22 protein-coding genes are annotated in these 21,324 nt (G+C 64.0%); 15 read left to right on the top strand and 7 right to left on the bottom strand.

Annotated elements, in window-relative coordinates; all coding sequences use genetic code 11:
- The 7 genes from EN955_RS05985 to EN955_RS05955 all read left to right on the top strand — a co-directional run bounded on the left by EN955_RS05985 (position 1) and on the right by EN955_RS05955 (position 7,015).
- Positions 1-1,161, top strand: a complete 1,161-nt coding sequence (locus tag EN955_RS05985; RefSeq protein ID WP_024502501.1) for a CaiB/BaiF CoA-transferase family protein — start codon at positions 1-3, stop codon at positions 1,159-1,161.
- Positions 1,158-2,327 carry an extracellular solute-binding protein gene (locus EN955_RS05980; protein ID WP_024502500.1) on the top strand — a complete coding sequence of 390 codons (1,170 nt, stop codon included), beginning with the start codon at positions 1,158-1,160 and terminating at the stop codon, positions 2,325-2,327. The genes EN955_RS05985 and EN955_RS05980 overlap by 4 nt, the downstream gene beginning before the upstream one ends.
- 25 nt (positions 2,328-2,352) lie before the next feature.
- The gene (locus EN955_RS05975) at positions 2,353-3,540 is read left to right on the top strand and encodes an ABC transporter substrate-binding protein (protein ID WP_024502499.1); all 1,188 of its coding nucleotides are present in this window, start codon (positions 2,353-2,355) and stop codon (positions 3,538-3,540) included.
- A 66-nt stretch (positions 3,541-3,606) separates the two neighbouring features.
- The gene (locus EN955_RS05970) at positions 3,607-4,344 is read left to right on the top strand and encodes an ATP-binding cassette domain-containing protein (protein WP_013533018.1); all 738 of its coding nucleotides are present in this window, start codon (positions 3,607-3,609) and stop codon (positions 4,342-4,344) included.
- Positions 4,337-5,095 (top strand): ATP-binding cassette domain-containing protein, encoded by a 759-nt coding sequence (locus EN955_RS05965; protein ID WP_024502498.1) that lies wholly within the window; start codon positions 4,337-4,339, stop codon positions 5,093-5,095. Before EN955_RS05970 ends, EN955_RS05965 begins: the two co-directional genes overlap by 8 nt.
- Positions 5,092-6,042 carry an ABC transporter permease gene (locus tag EN955_RS05960; RefSeq protein WP_024502497.1) on the top strand — a complete coding sequence of 317 codons (951 nt, stop codon included), beginning with the start codon at positions 5,092-5,094 and terminating at the stop codon, positions 6,040-6,042. Before EN955_RS05965 ends, EN955_RS05960 begins: the two co-directional genes overlap by 4 nt.
- Position 6,043: 1 nt before the next feature.
- Positions 6,044-7,015, top strand: a complete 972-nt coding sequence (locus EN955_RS05955) for an ABC transporter permease (RefSeq protein ID WP_013533021.1) — start codon at positions 6,044-6,046, stop codon at positions 7,013-7,015.
- 9 nt (positions 7,016-7,024) lie between these two features.
- Here the strand turns inward: EN955_RS05955 and EN955_RS05950 are convergent, their stop codons facing one another.
- Complete coding sequence (locus tag EN955_RS05950; RefSeq protein ID WP_024502496.1) at positions 7,025-7,864, bottom strand: amidohydrolase; 840 nt, start codon at positions 7,862-7,864, stop codon at positions 7,025-7,027.
- A 65-nt stretch (positions 7,865-7,929) separates the two neighbouring features.
- The gene (locus EN955_RS05945; protein WP_013533023.1) at positions 7,930-8,715 is read right to left on the bottom strand and encodes an IclR family transcriptional regulator; all 786 of its coding nucleotides are present in this window, start codon (positions 8,713-8,715) and stop codon (positions 7,930-7,932) included.
- 169 nt (positions 8,716-8,884) lie between these two features.
- Between EN955_RS05945 and EN955_RS05940 the strand changes: the two genes are divergently transcribed.
- The 8 genes from EN955_RS05940 to EN955_RS05905 all read left to right on the top strand — a co-directional run bounded on the left by EN955_RS05940 (position 8,885) and on the right by EN955_RS05905 (position 16,186).
- Positions 8,885-10,204 carry a sugar ABC transporter substrate-binding protein gene (locus tag EN955_RS05940; RefSeq protein WP_024502495.1) on the top strand — a complete coding sequence of 440 codons (1,320 nt, stop codon included), beginning with the start codon at positions 8,885-8,887 and terminating at the stop codon, positions 10,202-10,204.
- 135 nt (positions 10,205-10,339) lie between these two features.
- The gene (locus EN955_RS05935; RefSeq protein WP_024502494.1) at positions 10,340-11,236 is read left to right on the top strand and encodes a sugar ABC transporter permease; all 897 of its coding nucleotides are present in this window, start codon (positions 10,340-10,342) and stop codon (positions 11,234-11,236) included.
- Positions 11,237-11,238: 2 nt separating this feature from the next.
- On the top strand, positions 11,239-12,105 hold the full coding sequence (locus EN955_RS05930) for a carbohydrate ABC transporter permease (protein WP_032898889.1): 867 nt from the start codon (positions 11,239-11,241) through the stop codon (positions 12,103-12,105).
- 4 nt (positions 12,106-12,109) lie between these two features.
- Positions 12,110-13,207: a sn-glycerol-3-phosphate ABC transporter ATP-binding protein UgpC gene (gene ugpC, locus EN955_RS05925; RefSeq protein WP_024502492.1), complete on the top strand. Its 1,098-nt coding sequence runs from the start codon at positions 12,110-12,112 to the stop codon at positions 13,205-13,207.
- Between the two features lie 5 nt (positions 13,208-13,212).
- Positions 13,213-14,325, top strand: coding sequence for a mandelate racemase/muconate lactonizing enzyme family protein (locus EN955_RS05920; RefSeq protein WP_127223401.1), 1,113 nt, complete (start codon positions 13,213-13,215; stop codon positions 14,323-14,325).
- Between the two features lie 10 nt (positions 14,326-14,335).
- Positions 14,336-14,665 (top strand): L-rhamnose mutarotase, encoded by a 330-nt coding sequence (locus tag EN955_RS05915; RefSeq protein ID WP_024502491.1) that lies wholly within the window; start codon positions 14,336-14,338, stop codon positions 14,663-14,665.
- Positions 14,658-15,734 (top strand): Gfo/Idh/MocA family oxidoreductase, encoded by a 1,077-nt coding sequence (locus tag EN955_RS05910; RefSeq protein WP_024502490.1) that lies wholly within the window; start codon positions 14,658-14,660, stop codon positions 15,732-15,734. The genes EN955_RS05915 and EN955_RS05910 overlap by 8 nt, the downstream gene beginning before the upstream one ends.
- Positions 15,731-16,186 (top strand): MaoC/PaaZ C-terminal domain-containing protein, encoded by a 456-nt coding sequence (locus EN955_RS05905; RefSeq protein WP_024502489.1) that lies wholly within the window; start codon positions 15,731-15,733, stop codon positions 16,184-16,186. The genes EN955_RS05910 and EN955_RS05905 overlap by 4 nt, the downstream gene beginning before the upstream one ends.
- A 14-nt stretch (positions 16,187-16,200) precedes the next feature.
- Here EN955_RS05905 and EN955_RS05900 read toward each other — a convergent pair whose 3' ends face one another.
- The 5 genes from EN955_RS05900 to EN955_RS05880 all read right to left on the bottom strand — a co-directional run bounded on the left by EN955_RS05900 (position 16,201) and on the right by EN955_RS05880 (position 21,324).
- A complete protein-coding gene (locus EN955_RS05900; RefSeq protein ID WP_024502488.1) occupies positions 16,201-16,998 on the bottom strand; it encodes an ABC transporter permease subunit in 798 nt (265 codons plus the stop codon).
- A 3-nt stretch (positions 16,999-17,001) separates the two neighbouring features.
- Positions 17,002-17,859, bottom strand: a complete 858-nt coding sequence (locus EN955_RS05895; protein WP_024502487.1) for a 2-aminoethylphosphonate ABC transporter permease subunit — start codon at positions 17,857-17,859, stop codon at positions 17,002-17,004.
- Positions 17,852-18,997 (bottom strand): ATP-binding cassette domain-containing protein, encoded by a 1,146-nt coding sequence (locus EN955_RS05890; protein ID WP_024502486.1) that lies wholly within the window; start codon positions 18,995-18,997, stop codon positions 17,852-17,854. The genes EN955_RS05895 and EN955_RS05890 overlap by 8 nt, the downstream gene beginning before the upstream one ends.
- Before the next feature lie 29 nt (positions 18,998-19,026).
- Positions 19,027-20,058, bottom strand: coding sequence for a 2-aminoethylphosphonate ABC transporter substrate-binding protein (locus EN955_RS05885; RefSeq protein ID WP_013533035.1), 1,032 nt, complete (start codon positions 20,056-20,058; stop codon positions 19,027-19,029).
- 255 nt (positions 20,059-20,313) lie between these two features.
- On the bottom strand, positions 20,314-21,324 hold the full coding sequence (locus EN955_RS05880) for a C-terminal binding protein (protein ID WP_013533036.1): 1,011 nt from the start codon (positions 21,322-21,324) through the stop codon (positions 20,314-20,316).

The following is a 21,324-nucleotide window of genomic DNA, read 5'->3' as shown; positions in this document are numbered from 1 at the left end:
ATGCCGGCAGCAGCCGAATTGCCGCTCGCCGGTCTCGTCGTCGTCGACATGAGCCAGTTCCTGTCCGGGCCCTATTGCTCACTCAGGCTGCTCGATCTCGGCGCCCGCGTCATCAAGATCGAGCGTCCGGATGGCGGCGACCTGTCGCGCCGGCTCTATCTCAGCGATACCGAGATCGGCGGCGATTCCACCATCTTCCATGCCATCAACCGGGCCAAGGAAAGTCTTGCCATCGACCTCAAGAACGAGGCCGATCTCGAGGCGTTGCGCGGCCTTCTGGCCAAGGCCGATGTGCTGATCCAGAATTTCCGGCCGGGCGTCATCGAGCGGCTCGGCTTGGACTATGAGGCGGTCCGCAAGATCAATCCGCGGCTGGTCTATGCCTCGATCAGCGGCTATGGCGAAGACGGACCATGGGTCAAGAGACCCGGCCAAGACCTGCTGGCGCAGGCGCGCTCCGGCGTGATGTGGCTGAACGGCGATGAGGACCAAGGGCCGGTGCCGTTCGGTCTTGCCATCGGCGACATGCTGGCCGGTGCCGCCTGCGCGCAGGGCATTCTGGCCGCACTCGTGCGGCGCGGCATCACCGGCCAGGGCAGCCATATCGAAACCAGTCTCCTGGAAGCGCTGGTCGATTTCCAGTTCGAGGTGCTGACGACGCATCTCAATGACGGCCGCCGGCTGCCCAGGCGCTCCAGCTTCCGCAGCGCGCATGCCTATCTGTCGGCGCCTTACGGTGTTTACCCGGCCAAGGACGGATACCTCGCCATCGCCATGACGCCGATTCCCAAGCTGGCCGATCTCCTGTCGCTCAGCGAACTCGCACCCTATCGCGACAAGCCTGCGTCGTGGTTCACCGCGCGTGACGACATCAAGGCGATCATCGCACAGCGGATCGCCACCAAGACGATCGACGAGTGGCTTGATATCCTCGAGCCGGCCGACATCTGGTGCGCCAAAGTGCTGACCTGGCCGGAGATGCTGGCGAGCGAAGGGTTCCATTCCCTCGGCATGCTGCAGACTGTGACGCGCGAGGACGATGTCTCGATCCTCACCACCAGTTCGCCGCTCCGGGTCGATGGCATAAGAGCCAAGGCCGATCGGGCGGCGCCCCGCATCGGCGAGCACAGTGCCGCCATCCGCGCGGAGTTCGGCCTGTGAGTTCGCCCAAGCTCAAAGGCATGACCTGGAGCCATCCGCGTGGCTATGATCCGATGGTCGCCTGCTCGGCGCTGTGGCAGCAGAAGACCGGTATTGCCATCGAATGGGACAAGCGCTCGCTGCAGGACTTCGAATCCTTCCCGGTCGAAGAGCTGGCGCGCGCCTATGACCTCATCGTCATCGACCATCCGCATGTCGGCCAGATCACGGCCGAAGGCTGCCTGGAGCCGCTGGATGTCGCCGGACGCGAGGCGGAACGCACGGCCCTTGCCTCGGGCAGCATCGGCCAGTCCTATCCGAGCTACAACTGGCAAGGACGGCAATGGGCTTTCCCGATCGATGCGGCAACCCAGGTCCAGGCATGGCGTCCGGATGCGCTCGCGGCGCCGCCGGCGCGCTGGAGCGAGGTGCTCGATCTCGCCCGGCAAGGCCGCGTGCTGCTGCCGCTGCGGCCGCCTCACGTGTTGATGGTGTTCTACACGCTTGCCGGCAATCTCGGGCATGCCTGTACGACCGATCCGTCCCACGGTCTGATCGATGTGGAGATCGGTAGCCAAGTCTTCGAGGCAATGCGCGAGATCGCAGCGCTGGTCGATCCCGCGTGTTTCGAGATGGACCCGATTGCCGTCTCCGAACGTATGGCGGAGGCCGGTTCCAGGTTCGTCTGCGCGCCACTGATCTATGGTTACGTTTCCTATGCGACGGCTGGCTTTCGGGCGAACCGGCTGGCCTTTGCCGATGTTCCGGTCATCGGTTCCGGCGGTCCGGTCGGTTCGGCGCTTGGCGGCACCGGCATAGCCGTATCAGCCTTTTCCAAAGCCAGGGATGCCGCGATCGACTTCGCCTATTGGGTCGCGAGCGGCGATGTCCAGCGTGGCGCCTATGCCGCCGCCGGCGGCCAGCCCGGCCATGCAGCGGCCTGGGAGGACCAGGCTGTCAATGAAGCGACCGGCGACTTCTATCGGGATACGCGCGCGACGCTGGAGGGTGCATGGGTGCGGCCGCGCCACGACGGCTACATGACTTTCCAGCAAGCAGCATCCGAACGCATCCTTTCCGGCATGACCTCCCGGCATCAAGCCCGACAGGTTGTTGCCGATCTCAATCGCCTGTTTCGGGAGAGTTCCCCGGTGCAGGTGTCCGGCGCTGCCGGTGGAGGAGCCTGAACCAAACCGAACGGAGGAGAACGAGATGACAGGAATGATCCGCGGCCTGCTGGCCGCAACCGCGCTTGCCTCGCTTGCAACGACCGCCTTTGCGCAGGATGTGCAAGGCGTCATCGGCGGGCTGCCAACCGAACTCAAGGCGCAATATGACGGCGCGCCGCAGAAGGTGCTGCCTTCGGCCTGGGACAATTTCACAGCGCCGCCGAAACCGTGGAAATGGTGCCACTCGGAATCCTACCAGGGCAATCCGTGGCGGGTCACGGTGACCAAGGAATTGAAGCGTCTCGTCGACGGGCTGATCGCCGACGGAACGGTGTCCAGCTTCGAGGTGTCTGATTCCAACAACGACGCCAGCCAGCAGATCAACCAGATCCGCGCCTTCATCGACAAGAAGTGCTCGATCATCACCTCGATTCCGGGCTCGGCGACGGCACTCGATGATGCGATCGACGCTGCCGCCAAAGCCGGCATTCCGTTCATCACCGCTGCCGGTTCGGTGACCAGCCCGAACGCCATCAATGTCGATTCCAACTATGCGCGCTGGGGCTACGACATGATGGCGGCGATCGGCAAGGCGCAGCCGGACGGCGCCAGCATCCTTCTGGTCGAAGGCATCGCCGGACACCCGATCGTGGTGCAGGAGCGCCAGGGCGCGGACAAGGCGCTGACTGAAAATCCGAAGCTGAAGATCTCGCGCAATGTCAATGGCAACTGGACAGCCAACGTCACCAAGACCGTGGTGCTGCAGGCGATCGCCACCAACCCGGCGCCGATCGATGCAGTGTGGACGACAGGCAGCGAAAGCCGCGTCGTCGCCGAAGCCTTCGCAGAAGCCGGCCGGCCCGCACCATTGATCACCGGCTCGATCACCGGCGATGCGCTGGGCTACTGGAAGGCCAACCCCGACAAGTACCGCTTCGAAGGCCATGCGGTGCTGCCGCACTGGACCGCGCAGACGCTGTTCCGCGTCGGCGAGCGCATGCTCGACGGGCAGAAGCCGAAGCTGAACACGCTGCTGATCCCGATCCCGCCTGTCCACACCGCCGATCTCGGTGCCTGGTACAAGGACTGCATGACGACGGACGCCGTGTCTATCTTCCCGATCCCGCCGAAAGATCCGATGCCGGAGGAATGGCTCGACGCCTATTTCTCGAACCCGGCGCCAACCAAGGGCTGGGACTATTCGAAGGTGCCCGATGCCTGTGCAAAGTGACGCCTGCTAATCTCTCAACAGGCCGGCTCCTTTCGGGGAGCCGGCCTGCCAGCATCGAAATGCGACATGCTTGAAGTCAAAACCATATCCAAACGCTATGGCGAGACGATCGCGCTCGCGGACGCATCGATCGCGTTTCGGGCGGGAACCATCCACACCATCCTGGGCGAGAACGGTTCGGGCAAGAGCACGATGGTCAAGCTGTTGTCCGGCATCGTCCAGCCGGACAGCGGCGCGATCCTCCTGCACGGCAAGCCGTTCTCGGGCGCCAACCCCTCGGCCTTCCAGGCGCAAGGCTTCGCCACGGTGTTCCAGGAGGTGCTGATCGCGCCGGATCGCAGCGTGACCGACAACATCCTGCTCGGCCTCGACGGGCTGGTCCGGCGCGCTGTGCCCCGCAACGAGCGCCGTGACCGGGCGAAAGCTGCGCTTAAGCGCTTCGCGGTCACCGACGTCCCTCTCGACATGCCAGCCGGCCTGCTGCCGCTCGCCGCGCAGCAATTGGTCGTCCTTGCTCGCGCGATCGTGCGCAACCCAAAGATCCTGATCCTCGACGAGGTCACCGCCGCGCTCGACTTCGCCGATCGCGAATCCGTTTTTTCGTTGATGCGTGCGCTTGCCGGCGAGGGCTGCCTGATCCTGTTCATCACCCACCGCATGGACGAGGTGATGTCGCTTTCGGATCGCATCTCGATCCTGCGGGGCGGCAGCGTGGTGCGCACCGAAGAGCGCGGCGCTTCGACGCCGGCTGAGCTTCTCAAGACAATGGCGCCACGTACCGCCGCGGAGCTTGCGCATGGCTGATCGCACCGCTCTCGAATTTGGTGGTCTTGCCGTTCGCGAACTCGTCATCGCGCCCGGCGCCAGCCCGATCACGCAGGCAATCGCTCCGGGTGAGATCGTCGGGCTTGCCGGCCTCGATGGTCATGGCCAGGAGCTGTTTCTCAAGATGCTTGCTGGCCTGGAACCGCCGCATGGCGGCTCGATCGAACTCGGTGCATCGGATGCGTCCCGCAAGATCACCGGGTTTCGCAAGGCTGTCGCCAGCGGCATCGCCTATTTGCCGCGCGACCGACGCGCCAACGGCATTTTCCCGACGCAGTCGGTGCTCGACAACTTCGCCGTTTCGACTCTGTCGCGCGACACACGGCTCGGCCTGATCAGCCCGGCGGCGCGCAAGGCGCGCTACGACATCTACCGCGAAAAACTGTCAATCGCCGCACCCCGGCCCGATGCGCCGATCACCACTTTGTCGGGCGGCAACCAGCAGAAGGTGCTGCTGGCGCGGGCCTTGGCGCTGGAGCCCGCGATCCTGCTCCTCAACGATCCGACGCGTGGCGTCGACGTGGCGACGCGGCATGTTCTCTACGACGTGTTTCGCTGGCTGGCGGCCGACGGCATGGGGCTCGTCATCCTGTCCAGCGAAATCGAGGAGATTCTTCTCCTGTGCCAGCGCGTGCTGGTGTTCCGTGAGAATGAAGTCGCGGCCGAGATCGCCGGCAACGCGCTCACCACCGACGGCGTGATATCAGCCATGTTCGGACGTGCGGCATGAGCCCTGTTGCGCGCCTCCTGTCCCTTGGACGAAATTTCGGCTTCGCCGTCGTGCTGCTGGTCGTGCTGCTTGCGGTCAATCTCATCCTCAGCCCGGGACGGTTCCAGCCGGGTTCCTGGGGGGCGCTGGTCGGATTGGCGGCGCCCTTGATCGGTGCTGCCATCGCCTCAACGCCTGTCATCCTCGCCGGGCGTGGCGGAATCGACATCTCGGTCGGGCCATTGATGGGCTTTGTCAACGCTTTGACGATCCAGGTGCTGTTCCTCGGCACCGGCATCTCGTCGCCCTTGGTGCTCGTTCCGGCGGCGTTGCTCGTCGGCGCGCTGGTGGGCGCGGCGAACGGCTTCCTGGCGACAATCGTGCGCATTCAGCCGATCGTCGCCACGCTCGGCACCTATCTGATCCTGACCGGCGTGACGCTGACAATCCTGCCGGCGCCGATCGGCCCAGCGCCGGCCTGGCTCAAGGCGCTGTCCGGCCCGCTGTCGATGCTGCCGCTGGCACTGATGTTCATTGCCTGGTGGCTGGTGCGGCGCACACCATACTACGACCAGCTTATGGCGGTCGGCAGCGACGACCGCGCCGCCTACACCGCCGGTGTCGATGTCACGCGCGTGCGCTTCATCGCCTATGTCATGACCGGCATCCTCGGCGGATGCGCCGGGCTGATGCTGACCGCGCTGATCGGCTCCGCCGACCCCAACATAGGGCCGACCTACACGCTGATCGCCATCGCTGCCATAGCGCTCGGCGGCGTCAGCCTGGCCGGCGGCCGTGGTGGCGTGGCGGGTGCCGCCGTCGGCGCCATCGACATCTTCCTGCTGCAGAGCGTGCTGACGACGTTCAACGTCTCGACCTTCGTGCTGCAGATCGCCTACGGCGCGATCCTGGTGCTGGCGGTGATGCTGACAGCGCTGCAGGAACGTCTTGCCATGGGGAGACGCTGACATGGTTTTGCGCCAAAACCTCTTCGCGACAACCAACGCCCGTGTCGTCGGCGCCTTCTGCGTCGCCGCCCTTCTGCACCTTGCCGGCACAATTCTCATTCCCGGCTACTCGGCGCCGTTTGCGATACGGGCCATGCTGGTGCTCGCCTCGCTGCTCGCCGTGGCCTCGATTGGCCAGACGCTGGTCGTCATCATGGGCGGCATTGACCTTTCGATCCCCTTCGTCATCGGCTTTGCCAATGTCGTGGCGGCGCAGCTTTATGGCGATGGCTGGAACTTTTTTCTCGTCTGCGGCCTGGTCGGCGCGCTGGCGCTCGTCATCGGCGGGCTGAACGGGCTGATCTCGCGCAGCCTCGACATCCAGCCGCTCATCGTCACGCTCGGAATCGGCATGGTCGTGCAAGGGCTGGTGCTGCTGTGGACAGCCGGCTTCCCGTCAGGCTCCGCGCCACAAGCGGTTTCCAGCTTCGTCTCGATCGGCGGATCGGCCGGCCCGCTGCCGGTGCCGTGGCTGGTGCCAAGCCTGGTCGTGCTGGCGGCGCTGGTCGTGCTGGTGCTGGAGCGGACGCCCTATGGCCGCCGGCTCTATGCGTTGGGCAGCAATCCGGGAGCGGCGCCGCTGGCGCTGATCGATCCGGTTCGCATGTGGGTCATCACCTATGCAGCAAGCGCCTTCTTCGCCGCTGTCGCGGGCGTGCTGCTGCTCGGCTTCACCGGCTCGGCCTATGGCGATGTCGGCCAGCCCTATCTGTTCCAGACCATCGCAGCGGTCGTTGTCGGCGGCGCAGCACTGGTCGGCGGTCGGGGCAGCTATCTCGGCACGATCGCCGGCGTGCTGGTGCTGACCGAGATCAACACGCTGCTCATCGGCCTCGGCTTCCAGCCCGCGGCGGTGCAGGCCGCGCTCGGCTTCGTCATCGTGCTGCTGGTTTCGCTCTATGGCCGCGAACGGCACGTCTCGGCAACCATCTGAAAGGACTTGTCAGTCGAGCCGCCACAGCTTGCGGGCATTGCCGGACAACAGCCTGTCGCGCTCGTCAATGCTGCAGCCTGACAGCAATGCATGGCTCGCCGCCACCCAGGTCGACAGGCCGCCGCCTAGCGTGCAGACCGGCCAGTCGCTGCCCCAGACGACGCGGTCCCAGCCGAATGAATTGATGGTGTGCTCGACGTACGGCCGCAACGTCTCGACCGTCCAGCTGCCGGCATCGGCATAGGCGACGACACCGGAAATCTTGGCCATGACATTCGGGCGCCGGGCGATCTCGCTCATATGCTCGCGCCATGGATGTTCCCTGTTGCCCTTGATGTCGGGCACGCCGCAATGGTCGAGCACGAACGTCACATCGGGTGCCAGGTCGGCAAGCACGATAGCCTTGGGAATCTGGTGCGGCAGCACGACGAGATCGAAGGTCAGGCCGGTGCCGCCAAGCCGCTTGATGCTGTCGCGGAACACCGCACCTTCCGAGAGCTCGTCGGGCGCGACATGAAGGACGCGGCGAAAGCCCCTTACGAACGGGTTTGCCCGCTGCCGTTCGAGATAGGCCGCGAAGTCTCCTTCCTCAGGACGGCAGGACGCGATCACCCCGGCCAGCATGCTGCCGGGCTGCCGTGACAGTCCTTCCACACGAGCCGTCTCGGCTTCGATGTCGGCCGGATCGACATCGACCTCCATATGCAGCACGCGCTCGACGCCGACACGCTGCGCCTCCGTCGCGTAGTCTTCATAAGAGAAATCGCGGTTGAGCGCCGGCACGCCGGCGAGCCAAGGATAGCGCAGGGCCGAGCGATCGATGAGGTGAAGATGGGTGTCGATGATCATGGCGAGGCTCCTCCCTCTGGTTTTTCAAATCATCTCACGAGAGAATTCTTCATTCAAATAAGAATTCACACCGATGAGCCGACTGCTGATCCAGCAAGGTGCGACAGCTTTTCACACGTTGCCAGCAACAGTTCGATTGTCCTGGTGATATCGGGTGCGGAAGGCGCGTTGACCACCGTGATGTAGGGAATCGACAGCGCGGCGATCGCCTTGCCGTCGGAACTGCGCACCGGGGCCGACAGGTTGAAGACGCCGGCTGTCTGCATCGAAGCCATCATCTCGTAGCCACGATCGCGGATCTGGTCGAGACGGGTGAAGAACTCGCTCGATTGCGCCGTCTTGTCGGTGCTGCGGACGTGTTCGGAAATCATCATCTGGCGCTCTTCCGGTGAGCGGAAGGCGAGCAGCACATGTCCCGAGCCGGTATCGAATAGACTGATATGGGAGCCGACCCGGATCGATATGCCCCAGTAGTTCGGTGCTTCCTGCTGACCGATGACGACGGCAGAACCACGATCAAAAACAACGAGTTGGTTGGCCTGCTGCGATGTCTCGGCAAGCTCACGCATCAGCGGCGTCGCATAGGAGACCAGCCGCCGTACCGGCGCGTGCAGCTGTGCCAGGCCGAACAGCTTGAGCGTCAGCGAATAGCGGTCGCCGTCGAGGCGCGTGACGTAGCCACGCCGCACCAGCCGGTCCAGCATGCGATAGAATTCGTTGGGACTGCGGTCGAGTTTCTTGGCGATTTCGGCCTGGGTCAGGCCACCGTCGACGCCCGCCAGCAGTTCAAGGATATCGAGCCCCTTGTCGAGCGCCGGCGCGCGATAGCGCTCGTCTTCGCTGTCGTCCATGGGCTCATCCTCCAGTGAATTTCGCCCTTCATATACGCAGGAACGTGCGCGGCGGAAACAAATTTCGCCTTGACGTGTCTATGAATGTTTTGTTTGTATATGAATGTAGCACTTCTTGTCATCAGACGAGTTGCGGTCGCCGCGAAGGCGGCGCCAAGGGAGGATACCAATGAACAGACTGCTTTCCGGCGTGTGCGCCGGCGCATTGTTGCTCGCGTCAGGTGCAGGCGCTGCTCTTGCCGGCGACCTGCCCGGCAAGTTCGAAGGCGTGACCGTCGACGTGAAGCTGATCGGCGGCCAGCAATATGAAAAGCTCTACGAACGGATCCCGGAATGGGAGAAGGCGACTGGCGCCAAGGTCAACATCCTGACCAAGAAGAACGGCTTCGACATCGACAAGGAGCTCAAGTCGGACATCGCCTCGGGCAGCACCAACTGGTGCGTCGGCTGGAACCATTCCTCCTTCGCGCCGCAATATACCGGCCTCTACACCGACCTCAGCAAGTTGCTGCCGAAGGAAGAGATCGACGCCTTCGTGCCGTCGACGATCAAGGCGGCAACCATCGACGGCAAGCTGGAGATGCTGCCGCGTGCGCAGTTCGACGTTTCGGCGCTCTACTACCAGAAGAGCCTGTACGAGAACGCCGACAACAAGACCAAGTTCAAGGCGAAATACGGCTATGACTTGGTGCCGCCGGACACCTGGAAGGAAGTCACCGACCAGGCCGAGTTCTTCGCCAACCCGCCCAATTTCTACGGCACCCAGTTCGCCGGCAAGGAAGAGGCGATCAACGGCCGCTTCTACGAGATGGTCGTCGCCGAGGGCGGCCAATATCTCGATAAGGACGGCAAGCCGGTCTTCAACTCCGAGGCCGGCATCCGGGCGCTCGACTGGTTCGTCAACCTCTACAAGGCCAAGGCCGTGCCGGCCGGCACCACCAACTATCTCTGGGACGATCTCGGCCAGGGCTTTGCGTCCGGCACTGTCGCCATCAACCTGGATTGGCCGGGCTGGGCCGGCTTCTTCAACGATCCGAAGTCGTCGAAGGTCGCCGGCAATGTCGGCGTCAAAGTCGCGCCGAAGGGTTCGTCCGGCAAGCGCACCGGCTGGTCCGGCTTCCATGGCTTCTCGGTGACCGAGAACTGCCCGAACAAGGAGGCCGCGGCTTCCCTGGTTTGGTGGCTGACCAACGAGGACAGCCAGAAGCTCGAGGCCGCCGCCGGTCCGCTGCCGACCCGCACCGCGGTCTGGGACTGGGACCTGAAGCAGGCCGAAAACGATCCTTACAAGAAGGAGGTTCTTACCGCTTTCCAGGAAGAGGCCAAGCACGCCTTCGCCGTGCCGCAGACGCCTGAATGGATCGAGATCTCGAACGCCGTCTATCCCGAGCTGCAGGCGGCGATCCTCGGCGACAAGACCTCGAAACAGGCACTGGATGAAGCCGCCGCCAAGGCGACACAAATCCTCCAGGACGCCGGCAAGCTCTAGCAACGGCTCCCAGGGCTGCCTCCCCCATCAGCAATGGGGGAGGCGATCGCGTTGCGCGGGATGCCAGCGGTTTACGCTAACCCTTCGCGCCCAGCCAACGCACCGCCGTCCAAATACAAACACTCAAGGATTCTGATGAAGGGCTTCAAGCCATCCGCGCCATTCCTGCTGCTGCTTCCGGCCATGATCGTGCTGGCGGCGGTGGTGGTGGTGCCGCTGCTTCTGTCGCTCTATTCGAGCTTCACCCCGTTCCGCCTGACGCGGCCCGAAACGTTCTACGTCTTCATCGGCATCCGGAACTATCTTTCGATCCTGTCCAACACCGACTTCTGGTGGGCCTTCGGTCGCACGGTTCTGCTGCTGACCATCGCGCTCAATCTCGAAATGCTGCTCGGGCTCGGCCTCGCCATGCTCGTCGAGAAGGCGACGCGCGGCCAGCGCATCCTGCGCACGCTGATGATGTTTCCGATGATGTTCTCGCCGATCCTGGTCGGCTTCCAATTCAAGTTCATGTTCAACGACAATATCGGCCTGGTGAACAATGCGCTGCAGTCGCTCGGCATCAAGCGAGACGCCATACCGTGGCTGATCGAGGGCCATCTCGCCTTCATCGCCATCTCGATCGCCGAGATCTGGTCGTCGACGGCGATCTTCGCCATCCTGATCCTCGCCGGCCTGCTCGCCATGCCCAAGGAGCCGATCGAGGCGGCGCGGGTCGACGGCTGCACGCCGTGGCAGACATTCCGCTATGTGACGTGGCCATTCGTCATGCCCTTCGCCTACATCGCCATGACCATCCGTTCGCTCGACGTCGCGCGCGCCTACGACATCGTCAAGATCATGACCGATGGCGGACCGGCGGGCCGCACCGAACTGCTATGGACCCTGGTGGCCCGCACCGCCTACAGCGATGGGCGCATGGGCATGGCCAACGCCATGGCCTATTTCTCGATCCTGCTGTCGATCGCCTTCACCGTCTACTTCTTCAACAAGCTCGCCGCGGCGCGCACGCAGATCGGTGCAGAGTGGTGAAGATGGACGAGAATTCTTCCGCCCGCCTGAAGCGCCGGCTGCTCGGCATCGTCTATCGCCTTGGCCTGTTCCTGGCGATGCTGACGATCTGCCTGCCGGGCCTGTGGATCGTGCTGTCGTCGCTGCGGCCGACGGTCGAGATCATGGCAAAGCCGCCGGTCTGGATCCCGCAGGAGATCTCGTTCGACGCCTATGTCGCGATGTTCTCAGGCATCGGCAAGGGCGGCATCCCGGTGATCGAATATTTCCGCAACTCGCTGATCATCTCGGTGACCTCGACGGTCATTGCGGTGGCCATCGGCATGGCCGGCGGCTATGCGTTCGCGCGTTATCGATTTCGCGGCAAATCGAGCGTCTTCCTCGGCCTGATGCTGACGCGCACCGTGCCGGGCATCGCGCTCTCGCTGCCGCTGTTCTTCCTCTATGTGCGGCTCGGCATCATCGACACCCATTTCGGGCTGATCCTCGCCTATGTCGCGCTCAACGTGCCGTTCACCATCTGGCTGATCGACGGCTTCTTCCGCCAGGTGCCCAAGGACCTCGCGGAAGCAGCGCAGATCGATGGCTGCACGCGCTGGCAGGCGTTCTGGCAGGTCGAGTTTCCGCTCGCCGGACCGGGCATTGCGTCGGCCGCGATCTTCGCCTTCCTGACCTGCTGGAACGAGTTCGCGCTGGCCTCGCAGCTGACCCGCTCGGTGAGCGCCAAGACGCTGCCGGTCGGCCTGCTCGACTACACGGCCGAGTTCACCATCGATTGGCGCGGCATGTGCGCGCTGGCCGTGGTGATGATCATCCCGGCGCTCACCCTCACCTACATAGTCCAGAAACACCTTGTCGGCGGCCTGACCTCCGGCGCGGTGAAAGGCTGATCCCATGGCAACCGTTACCCTCACCAAGCTGACCAAGCGCTACGGCACTATTGGGATCGTGCACGGCATCGATCTCGACATTGCCGACCGCGAGTTCATTGCGCTGGTCGGCCCGTCCGGCTGCGGCAAGTCGACGACGCTGCGCATGATCGCCGGGCTGGAGGAAATCAGCGCCGGCTCGATCGAGATCGGCGGACGCATCGTCAACGATTTGCCGCCACGCTCGCGCAACATCTCGATGGTGTTCCAATCCTATGCGCTCTATCCGCACATGACGGTGCGCGAGAATCTCGGCTTCTCCCTGAAGATCGCCGGCGCCGCCAAAGAAGACATGGACCGCCGCGTCGCCGAGGCCTCGGCCATCCTCGGCCTCGACACGTTGCTCGACCGCCGCCCGTCGCAACTGTCCGGCGGTCAGCGCCAGCGCGTCGCCATGGGCCGCGCCATCGTGCGCGATCCAGACGTCTTCCTGTTCGACGAGCCGCTTTCCAATCTCGACGCCAAATTGCGCACGCAGATGCGCACCGAGATCAAGAAGCTGCATGCCAAGGTGCAGTCGACGGTGATCTACGTCACCCACGACCAGGTCGAAGCGATGACGCTGGCCGACCGCATCGTCATCATGCGCGACGGCCATATCGAACAGGTCGGCACGCCCGACGAGGTCTTCCGGCGGCCGGCGACGCGCTTCGTCGCCGGCTTCATCGGCTCGCCGCCCATGAACCTGCACGAGGCGACGGTCGACGGTGGCCAGATGGTTTTCGCCAGCGGCGAGAAGCTGCCGCTGCCCGGCCAGTTCAAGGCCAATGTCGCGACCGGCGACAAGGTCGTGTTCGGGCTGCGGCCGGACGACATCTACCCGACCGGCCATGGCATCAGTTCCGGTGGCGCGGCCGATGTCCACCAGATCGAGCTGCCGATCACGGTCACCGAACCGCTCGGCAACGAGACGCTGGTGTTCGTTGAATTCAACGGCACGGACTGGGTGTCGCGCATGCTGAACCCGAGGCCACTGCGGCCGGGCGAGCGGGTCGCCATGAGCCTCGACATGTCGCAGGCGCATCTGTTTGCCACTGAGACCGGAAAGACATTGCGGAGCTGATCGGCATGGCCAGAATCGAGAAAGTCGACCTTTGCATGGTGGACCTTGTGCCCAAGGTCAAGCGCACCGACGCGATCCAGAGCTTCGTCAGCCAGGAAACGCCGATCGTCACGATCACCGATTCCGACGGTGCGGTCGGCACCGGTTACAGCTACACGATCGGCACCGGCGGTTCGTCGGTGATGCGGCTGCTCTCGGACCATCTGGTGCCGCGCCTGATCGGCCGCGATCCCGACATGATCGAGGCGATCTGGCACGATCTCGAATTCGCCACGCATGCCACGACCATCGGGGCGATCACCGCGATCGCCATCGCGGCGATCGATACCGCACTGTGGGATCTGCGGGCCAAGAAGCAAAACCTGCCGCTGTGGAAACTCGCCGGCGGCGCCAAGGATCGTTGTCCGCTTTACACCACCGAAGGCGGTTGGCTGCACATCGAGACGCAGGCGCTGGTCGACGATGCGCTGGCCGCCAAGGCGAAGGGATTTCGCGGCTCGAAAGTCAAGATCGGCAGGCCGCACGGGTCGGAGGATCTTGCCCGCCTGTCGGCGGTGCGCAAGGCGGACGGCGACGGCTACGAGATCATGACCGACGCCAATCAGGGGTTTTCTGTCGACGAAGCGATCCGGCGCGCGGCGCGACTGCGTGAGCTCGACCTCGCCTGGATCGAAGAACCGCTGCCGGCCGACGACATCGACGGGCATGTGCGGTTGTCGAACTCGACGCCGACGCCGATCGCCATCGGCGAGTCGCTCTACTCGATCCGCCATTTCCGCGAATACATGCAGAAAGGCGGCTGTTCGATCGTGCAGGTCGATGTCGGCCGCATCGGCGGCATCACGCCATGGCTCAAGATCGCGCACGCGGCAGAGGCCTTCGACATTCCGGTCTGCCCGCATTTCCTGATGGAACTGCATGTCAGCCTGACCTGCGCTGTTCAGAACGGTCGATATGTCGAGTACATTCCGCAGCTCGACCAGTTGACCGGCAAGCGCATGCGCATCGAAGATGGCCAGGCGCTGGCGCCCGACGAACCGGGCATCGGCATCGATTGGGACTGGGACGCGGTCAAGGCCATGAGCATCGCCGAATTCACCACGGCGATCACCAAATAGGGGAACTGATATGCAGCGGATGGGTATGGTTTTGGGGCTGAAGCCGGAAAAGGTCGAGGAGTATGTCCGCCTCCATGCCGCCGTCTGGCCCGGCGTGCTGACCATGATCTCGGCCTGCAACATCAAGAATTATTCGATCTACCTGAAGCGGCCGGAGAACCTGCTGTTTTCCTATTTTGAATACCACGGCACCGACTATGCCGCCGACATGGCCAAGATGGCGGCCGACCCGAAGACGCAGGAATGGTGGGCCGTCTGCATGCCCTGCCAGGAGCCGCTGGCGACCCGCCAGGAGGGCGAGTGGTGGGCCGAGATGGATGAGGTCTTCCATCATGACTGAAGGCGGCTTCGACCCTGCCTTGCTCGTTCAATCCTGGCCAAAACCCTCAAGACCCCGGCCGATCGTCACCTTCGGCGCGGGATCGATCGTCGGCGACGCGCATTTCCCAGCCTACCGGAAGGCCGGCTTTCCGGTTGCCGGGCTTTATGATCCTGATCATGTCAGGGCTGAAAAGCTGGCCAGCCAATGGGGCGTGACGGCCTTTGGCTCGGTCGAAGAAGCGACTGCTGTCGAGGGCGCGATCTTCGACCTTGCCACCCCGCCGTCGCATCATGCCGATGTGCTGAAGTCCTTGCCTGACGGCGCGGTGGCGCTGATCCAGAAGCCGATGGGCAGCAATCTTGCCGAGGCGACCGCGATCCTCGAAATCTGCCGCGCCAGGAGGCTGCACGCGGCGGTGAACTTCCAATTGCGCTTCGCGCCAATGATGCTGGCGCTGAAGGATGCCATCGGCAAGGGCTGGCTCGGCGAGATCGTCGACTTCGACGCCTGGCTGGCGCTGGCGACACCATGGGAGCTTTGGGAATTCCTGCTCAAGGCGCCGCGCGTCGAGATCGCCATGCATTCGATCCACTATCTCGACCTGATCCGGCAGTTGCTCGACGACCCCAGAGGCGTGCACGCCAAGACGCTCGGCCATCCCAACCATAAAGTGGCGCAGACGCGCACCAGCGCCATTCTCGACTATGGCGACACCGTGCGTTGCGCGCTGTCGATCAACCACGACCACAAATTCGGTCGCCGGCATCAGGCCTGCGAGTTCCGCATCTGCGGCACAGAGGGTGCCGCCTATCTCAAGCTGGGTCTCAACCTCGATTATCCCACAGGCGAACCGGATGTATTGGAGATCTATCCGAAGGGCGGAACGGGCTGGATCGCCGTGCCCTTGGCCGGCGAGTGGTTTCCCGATGCCTTCGTCGGCCGCATGGCCAATGTCCAGCGCTTTGCGGCCGGAGAAGATGATACGCTGATAAGCCCCGTCGAAGATGCCTGGAACACGATGGCACTGGTCGAGGCCGCCTACCAGTCGAGCGCGGCACCGGCGACACCGATCGCGGAAAGACCCTGATGGAACAGATCCAATATTTCGAGGATTACGAGATTGGCGCGTCGCGCCTAACAAGCGGCCGCACCATCACCGAGACCGACTTCATCGTCCATGCCGGCCACACTGGCGATTTCTTTCCGCACCATATGGACGCCGAGTACATGAAGACGACGCCATTCGGCCAGCGCATCGCGCATGGCACGCTGGTGTTCTCGGTCGGCATCGGGCTGACCGCGAGCGTCGTCAACCCTGTCGCCTTTTCCTACGGCTACGACCGGCTGCGCTTCGTCAAGCCGGTGTTCATCGGCGACACAATCCGCACGCGCACCACCATCGCGGTCAAGGAAGACGATCCCAAGCGGCCGGGTTCAGGACGGGTGATCGAGCGGTGCGAGGTGATCAACCAGCGCGGCGACGTGGTGCTGGCGGCAGACCACATCTACATCGTCGAACGCAGGCCGGCGCAGGGCTGAGACTCGGGAAAGTCCTACGAGCCGGTAGCGCGCTTGGTAATGCGCTCCAGCCCGAGCAAGAGAACCAGCGTCGCCACGACCAGGATCATTGTCAGTGCCGCGCCGGCAAAGATGTCGCCGCGATCGGTAAGGCTGAAGATCGAGACCGGCAGCGTCACCCAACCCGGCGGGTAGACCATGACGGTGGCGCCGAGTTCCCCCATCGACAGCGCGAAACTGAGACCGAAGGCGGCGACCAGATAGGGTGCGAGCAAGGGCAGTGTGACGTGCCAAAGCCGGTAGGCCGGGCGAGCGCCGAGGCTCGATGCCACCTGCTCGAAGTCGGGCGAAAGCCGCGCCAGTCCAGCCGAGACATTGCCGAAGGTGAAAGCCGAGATCAGCACGAAATGTGCGATCATGACGATCGCGATCGTGCCGTTGAGCAGCAGCGGCGGATGGCTGAAGGCAACCAGCAGGCCAAGGCCGACAGACACCGAAGGGACCGCGCTTGGGATGAAGAACAAAAGGCCGAGCAGCCGCCGCAAGGCATGGCCCTGGAGGCGCAGCGACAGGGCCGCCCAGGTGCCGCTGACCAGCGCCAGCGCGCTGGCCAGGAAGCCGGTGACCAGGCTGGCCTTGACCGCTCTGCCGGCGGCACCGGAAATGACATCGGTGTAGTGCTCCGTCGTCACGCCGTTGGGCAGCACGCCGTTCCACTGGTCGGCGAGGCTGGACAGGAGGATGACCGCGAGCGGCGCCAGGAACAGCACGCCGAAGATCAGTGCGAAGAGCACCCACAGGACAAGACGACCGGAGCGTGACCAGACCAGCATGGGCTAGGCTCCCAACCGGCCGGCGGCGAAACGGTAGAGGCCGAACAGGCCGAGCGACAGCGCGATGTTGACGACGGCGATGATACAGGCGACCTGATAGGCCGATTCCTGGATCGCCTTGCCGTAGATCAGCAGCGGCAGGGTGATGACGCCCTTGGCGCCGATGAACAGCACGATGCCGAATTCGTTGACGGTCAACAGCAGGCACAGGCTGCCGCCGGCGATGAGTGCCGGGATTGCCGCCGGCAGGACCACCTGGCGAACGATGCGAAACGGCCGCGCGCCGAGCACGCTCGCCGCTTCGATCTGGCCACGGTCGACCAGCGAAAAGGCGGCGAGCAGCGGCCGCAGGATGAAGGGTGTGTAGACAGTGACCTCGGCCAGGATCACACCCCACGCGGAATAGAGGAAATCGACGGGCGGCAGCGGCAGCGAAAAGGTCTCCATCAGCCCGGCATTGAGCATGCCGGCGGAGCCATAGAGGAAGGTGAAGGCAAGCGTCACCAGGAATGTCGGCAGCGCGATGAAGGTATCGATCAGCCGGGCGATGAAGCCGCTGCCGGGGAACGGCACGAAGGCCAGAATCAGCGCCAGCACGAGGCCGACGACCAGACATCCGGCCGTCGCCGCGACCGAGATCGACACGGTGTTGATCAGCGCGTTGAGGAAGAAGCGCGAATGCAGCACCCGGATGACTTCGGCGACATTGGCGACGCCGCTGTCGTCGAGGAAGGCCTGGCGGGCAATCAGTGCCAACGGATAGAAGAACAGCAGCGCCAGCAGGGCCGCCGGTGGCACTATCCAGAGCTTGCCGGGTTCCCTCCGAAACGCCGGCGCGCGAAGTGTGACGGCCTCAGACACCGGCGTCTTCCGGGAGAAGCGAGGTGTCGGCGGGCGCGAAGAACAGCGGCACCTTGGCGCCGGGTTCGGGCAAGGCGATCGGCAGCCTGGTCGCCGAGACACGCACCGGCGTGCCGTCGACGTCGAGCACGAGATGGGTCAGTTCGCCCTGCCAGTGCACTTCCTGGAGCGTGCCCACGATGCGGTTGGTATGGTCGCTGTCGGCGGTCAGGCTGAGATGCTGCGGCCTGATACAGAGCAGGCTCTTGTCGCCGGCCTTCTCGTTGCGGCCGGCGCCGGTCAGCAGCGCGTCACCATGCCTTGCCGTGGCAAATCCCTTCGACCCGACGGCCTCGGCAACCGTTACCGGAAGAAGATTGGCGCGGCCGAGGAACTCGGCCGTAAAACGGTTTGGCGGGCGGCGGTAGAGTTCGGTCGTCGGTCCATGCGAACAGACCCTGCCGTCGCGCATGATGGCGATTTTGTCGGCAAGCGTCAGCGCCTCGGTCTGGTCGTGGGTGACATAGAGGATCGTCAGGCCGGGCAGGCTGCGGTGCAGCCGCGCAATCTCCTCGACCATGTTGCGGCGGATCTGGGCGTCGAGCGCCGAGAGCGGCTCGTCGAGCAGGAGCACGCGCGGCCGCACGGCCAAGGCACGCGCAATCGCCACGCGCTGCTGCTGGCCGCCCGAAAGCTCGCGCGGATAGCGCCGGGCATAGGCCGACATGCCGACAGTGCCCAGCGCATCCTTGATCCGCTCGCCGATCAGCGCCTTGTCGGCGCCCTGTGCTCTGAGGCCGAAGGCAACGTTGTCCTCGACCCGCATATGCGGAAACAGCGCGTAGTTCTGCACCACCATGCCGAGGCCGCGCTCGTAGGGCGGCAGATCGGTCACATCGGTGGCGCCGATGCGGATCCGCCCGCTGGCGGGTCGCACGAAGCCCGCCACGGCGCGCAAGGCCGTCGTCTTGCCGGATCCGGATGGGCCGATCATCGCCAGGATCTCGCCAGGTGCGATATCCAGGGTCAGCGGATGCAGGACGACATGCGCGCCATAGGCAACGCTGACCTTGTCGAAATGGACATTGGAGCCGGCGCCGCGAACCTTCGCGGCGTCGATGTCCATGACACTGGTACCAGTAAAGGCTGCGGCCGACATGGCGTGGTCCTCCGGGTTTCCCTTGCGGATCAACTTCCGGTCGCTTCGTTCCAGCGCTTGACATAATCGGGCAGCTTGCTCAGCGCGTCGTCCCAGTTCGGCGACCAGATGGTCACGCCTTTCATCGCCTCCTGCGCCTTGGCGAAGTTGGCGTCATCCGGCTTGACGTCCTTGCGAGCCGGCATGCCGAGCGCAACGGAACTGATGCTCGACTGGGCTTCCTTGGAGAGCAGGAAGTCGATCAGTTTCTTGCCGTTGTCTGCGTTGGGTGCGCCGGTGACCAGGCCGATTTCATAGGGCAGCGCGAAGGTGGAGCGCACACCGTCAGGTCCAGCCGGCCAGAACACCTTGATATTGGGATTGTCGGCCATCTGCGACATGTTCATCTGCAGATCGCCATTGGCGACATGCAGCTCACCCTTGTTGACCAGCGCGGTCAGCTTGCCGGTCGAAGCGGAGGGGCCGACATTGTTGTCCTGCAGCTTCTTCATGAACTCGAAGCCGGCATCCTCGCTGCCGAAGGCGTGGATGATCTGCAGCATGACGGCGGTGCCGTCACCGGCCTGGCCGGGGGTAGAATACTGGATCTTGCCCTTGAACTTCGGGTCGAGCAGGTCGTTGTAGGCCTTTGGCGCTTCAGGCAGGACGGCACTGTTGTAGATGAAGTTCATATAGTTGTTGACCAGCGGCCGGTACTTGTCTGTGCCGCCATCGATCTGGTCGGCGGCTTCCGGCTTGTAGTCCTGCAGCAGGCCGTCAGCCGCGGCCCGCTGCACGAAGGGCGGCAAGGTCACCAGCACGTCGGCCTGCGGATTCGATTTTTCCTTGGCGACACGCTCGACGACGCCGCCGGAACCTGCCTCGATATACTGCACGGTGATGCCGGTGGCCTTGGTGAAGGCGGCGAATTCGGTCTCGAACCAGCTGCCATTGCCGTCATGCAGGCCGTCGGCGGAATAGATGGTGACGACGCCGTCGGCGAGTGCCGGTCCGACAAGAGCCGACGACGCCAACAGCGACGCGGCGAAGGCCATAGCTATGGTTGCCTTTTGCGATTTCATGCTCAGTTCCCCTGTGATTGATGGCACATTCTGCGATGCACTGTGACGATCTCGCCTGTAGGCCGGAGCCTTATGCGGCACCGTTCGATCTCGTCGTTGTGCCGACTTTGGGGACTGACGATCGATAAGTAAAATCTATTTATTTTATGAGAGGCAAATTTTACCTGATAGTTGTCATGGAACTGTCGCAACGCTGGCCTGGCTTCGATTCCGGCCTCGCGGAAGGCCCGCGATTGGCGGCAGAGATGGTGATGGTCAGCCGAATGAAACCCCAGATGTCTGCGCCCGCAGCCGCGGGTCGAACGAACGAACGGTAACCGGCCGGCCTTCGAGAATTTCGAAGCAGCGCGCGAGCGTGTCGTCTTCGAGCCGGCGCATGGCCCCCTGCGTGAAGAAGGTGAGATGCGGAAACAGGATGACGTTGTCGCGGCCGAACAGCGCGCTCATCGGATGGCCCGATTTGGCCAGCGGCTCGACCGAATAGACGTCGAGCCCGGCGCCGCCGATGCGCCCCGAGATGATCGCCTCGACAAGGGCGGCCTCGTCGATCAGCGCGCCGCGCGAGACATTGACGATGATAGCGGAAGGCTTCAGGCAAGCGAGCTCGGCTTCACCAATCAAGCCGCGCGTCCTGTCGTTCAGCACGCAGTGGAGGGAAACGAAATCGCAGGCGCGCAGCATGACGTGGAGGTCTTCTACCTTCTCGATGCCGGCGGTGCGCATGGTTGCGACATCGACACCGGGATCGAAGCCGAGAACGCGCGCGTGAAATCCTTGGCCTGCCATGCGCGCCATGCTGCGGCCGATCTTGCCGCAGCCGACGAGCCCAAGCGTGGCGCCGGACATGTCGCGCCCCAGCCAGCGTTGCTCGGGCCAGATCCAACCATCACGTGACACCGCCGCGGTGATGGAGGGCAGCCGCTTGGCCAGCGCGATCATCAGCGCGAAGGCGCCTTCGGCGACGGTTTCCTCAGCATAATCCGGCACGTTGACAACGGGAATGCCACGCCGCATCGCGGCGGGGATGTCGATGGCATCGACGCCGACGCCATATTTGACAATGCCGTTCAATCTGGGAGCCGCCTCGATCACCCGTGCGGTGATCGGCGTGTAGCACATCAGCAAAAGATCGGCGTCCGCAACGGCCTGCATGAGATCAGCTTCGGGGATGCCGTCCGGCAGCGTCACCAGTTCGACCCCCCTCGCCCGCAAGCCGGCGTCGATGCCGGGACATTCGAGTTCGCGGTCGGTGCGCACGGCCTTCAC

It is taken from the genome of Mesorhizobium sp. M7A.F.Ca.CA.001.04.2.1 (genome assembly GCF_003998485.1).
In the GTDB taxonomy this organism is placed as follows: domain Bacteria; phylum Pseudomonadota; class Alphaproteobacteria; order Rhizobiales; family Rhizobiaceae; genus Mesorhizobium; species Mesorhizobium ciceri.
This window is presented reverse-complemented; position numbering and strand designations above follow the sequence as displayed.

What these genes read in the sequence shown, in the direction of transcription:
- EN955_RS05985 (WP_024502501.1), top strand. Translation starts at nt 1, where the DNA reads ATGCCGGCAGCAGCCGAATTGCCGCTCGCCGGTCTCGTCGTCGTCGAC.
- EN955_RS05975 (WP_024502499.1), top strand. Translation starts at nt 2,353, where the DNA reads ATGACAGGAATGATCCGCGGCCTGCTGGCCGCAACCGCGCTTGCCTCG.
- EN955_RS05970 (WP_013533018.1), top strand. Translation starts at nt 3,607, where the DNA reads ATGCTTGAAGTCAAAACCATATCCAAACGCTATGGCGAGACGATCGCG.
- EN955_RS05965 (WP_024502498.1), top strand. Translation starts at nt 4,337, where the DNA reads ATGGCTGATCGCACCGCTCTCGAATTTGGTGGTCTTGCCGTTCGCGAA.
- EN955_RS05960 (WP_024502497.1), top strand. Translation starts at nt 5,092, where the DNA reads ATGAGCCCTGTTGCGCGCCTCCTGTCCCTTGGACGAAATTTCGGCTTC.
- EN955_RS05955 (WP_013533021.1), top strand. Translation starts at nt 6,044, where the DNA reads ATGGTTTTGCGCCAAAACCTCTTCGCGACAACCAACGCCCGTGTCGTC.
- EN955_RS05950 (WP_024502496.1), bottom strand. Translation starts at nt 7,864, where the DNA reads ATGATCATCGACACCCATCTTCACCTCATCGATCGCTCGGCCCTGCGC.
- EN955_RS05945 (WP_013533023.1), bottom strand. Translation starts at nt 8,715, where the DNA reads ATGGACGACAGCGAAGACGAGCGCTATCGCGCGCCGGCGCTCGACAAG.
- EN955_RS05940 (WP_024502495.1), top strand. Translation starts at nt 8,885, where the DNA reads ATGAACAGACTGCTTTCCGGCGTGTGCGCCGGCGCATTGTTGCTCGCG.
- EN955_RS05935 (WP_024502494.1), top strand. Translation starts at nt 10,340, where the DNA reads ATGAAGGGCTTCAAGCCATCCGCGCCATTCCTGCTGCTGCTTCCGGCC.
- EN955_RS05930 (WP_032898889.1), top strand. Translation starts at nt 11,239, where the DNA reads ATGGACGAGAATTCTTCCGCCCGCCTGAAGCGCCGGCTGCTCGGCATC.
- ugpC (WP_024502492.1), top strand. Translation starts at nt 12,110, where the DNA reads ATGGCAACCGTTACCCTCACCAAGCTGACCAAGCGCTACGGCACTATT.
- EN955_RS05920 (WP_127223401.1), top strand. Translation starts at nt 13,213, where the DNA reads ATGGCCAGAATCGAGAAAGTCGACCTTTGCATGGTGGACCTTGTGCCC.
- EN955_RS05915 (WP_024502491.1), top strand. Translation starts at nt 14,336, where the DNA reads ATGCAGCGGATGGGTATGGTTTTGGGGCTGAAGCCGGAAAAGGTCGAG.
- EN955_RS05910 (WP_024502490.1), top strand. Translation starts at nt 14,658, where the DNA reads ATGACTGAAGGCGGCTTCGACCCTGCCTTGCTCGTTCAATCCTGGCCA.
- EN955_RS05900 (WP_024502488.1), bottom strand. Translation starts at nt 16,998, where the DNA reads ATGCTGGTCTGGTCACGCTCCGGTCGTCTTGTCCTGTGGGTGCTCTTC.
- EN955_RS05890 (WP_024502486.1), bottom strand. Translation starts at nt 18,997, where the DNA reads ATGTCGGCCGCAGCCTTTACTGGTACCAGTGTCATGGACATCGACGCC.
- EN955_RS05885 (WP_013533035.1), bottom strand. Translation starts at nt 20,058, where the DNA reads ATGAAATCGCAAAAGGCAACCATAGCTATGGCCTTCGCCGCGTCGCTG.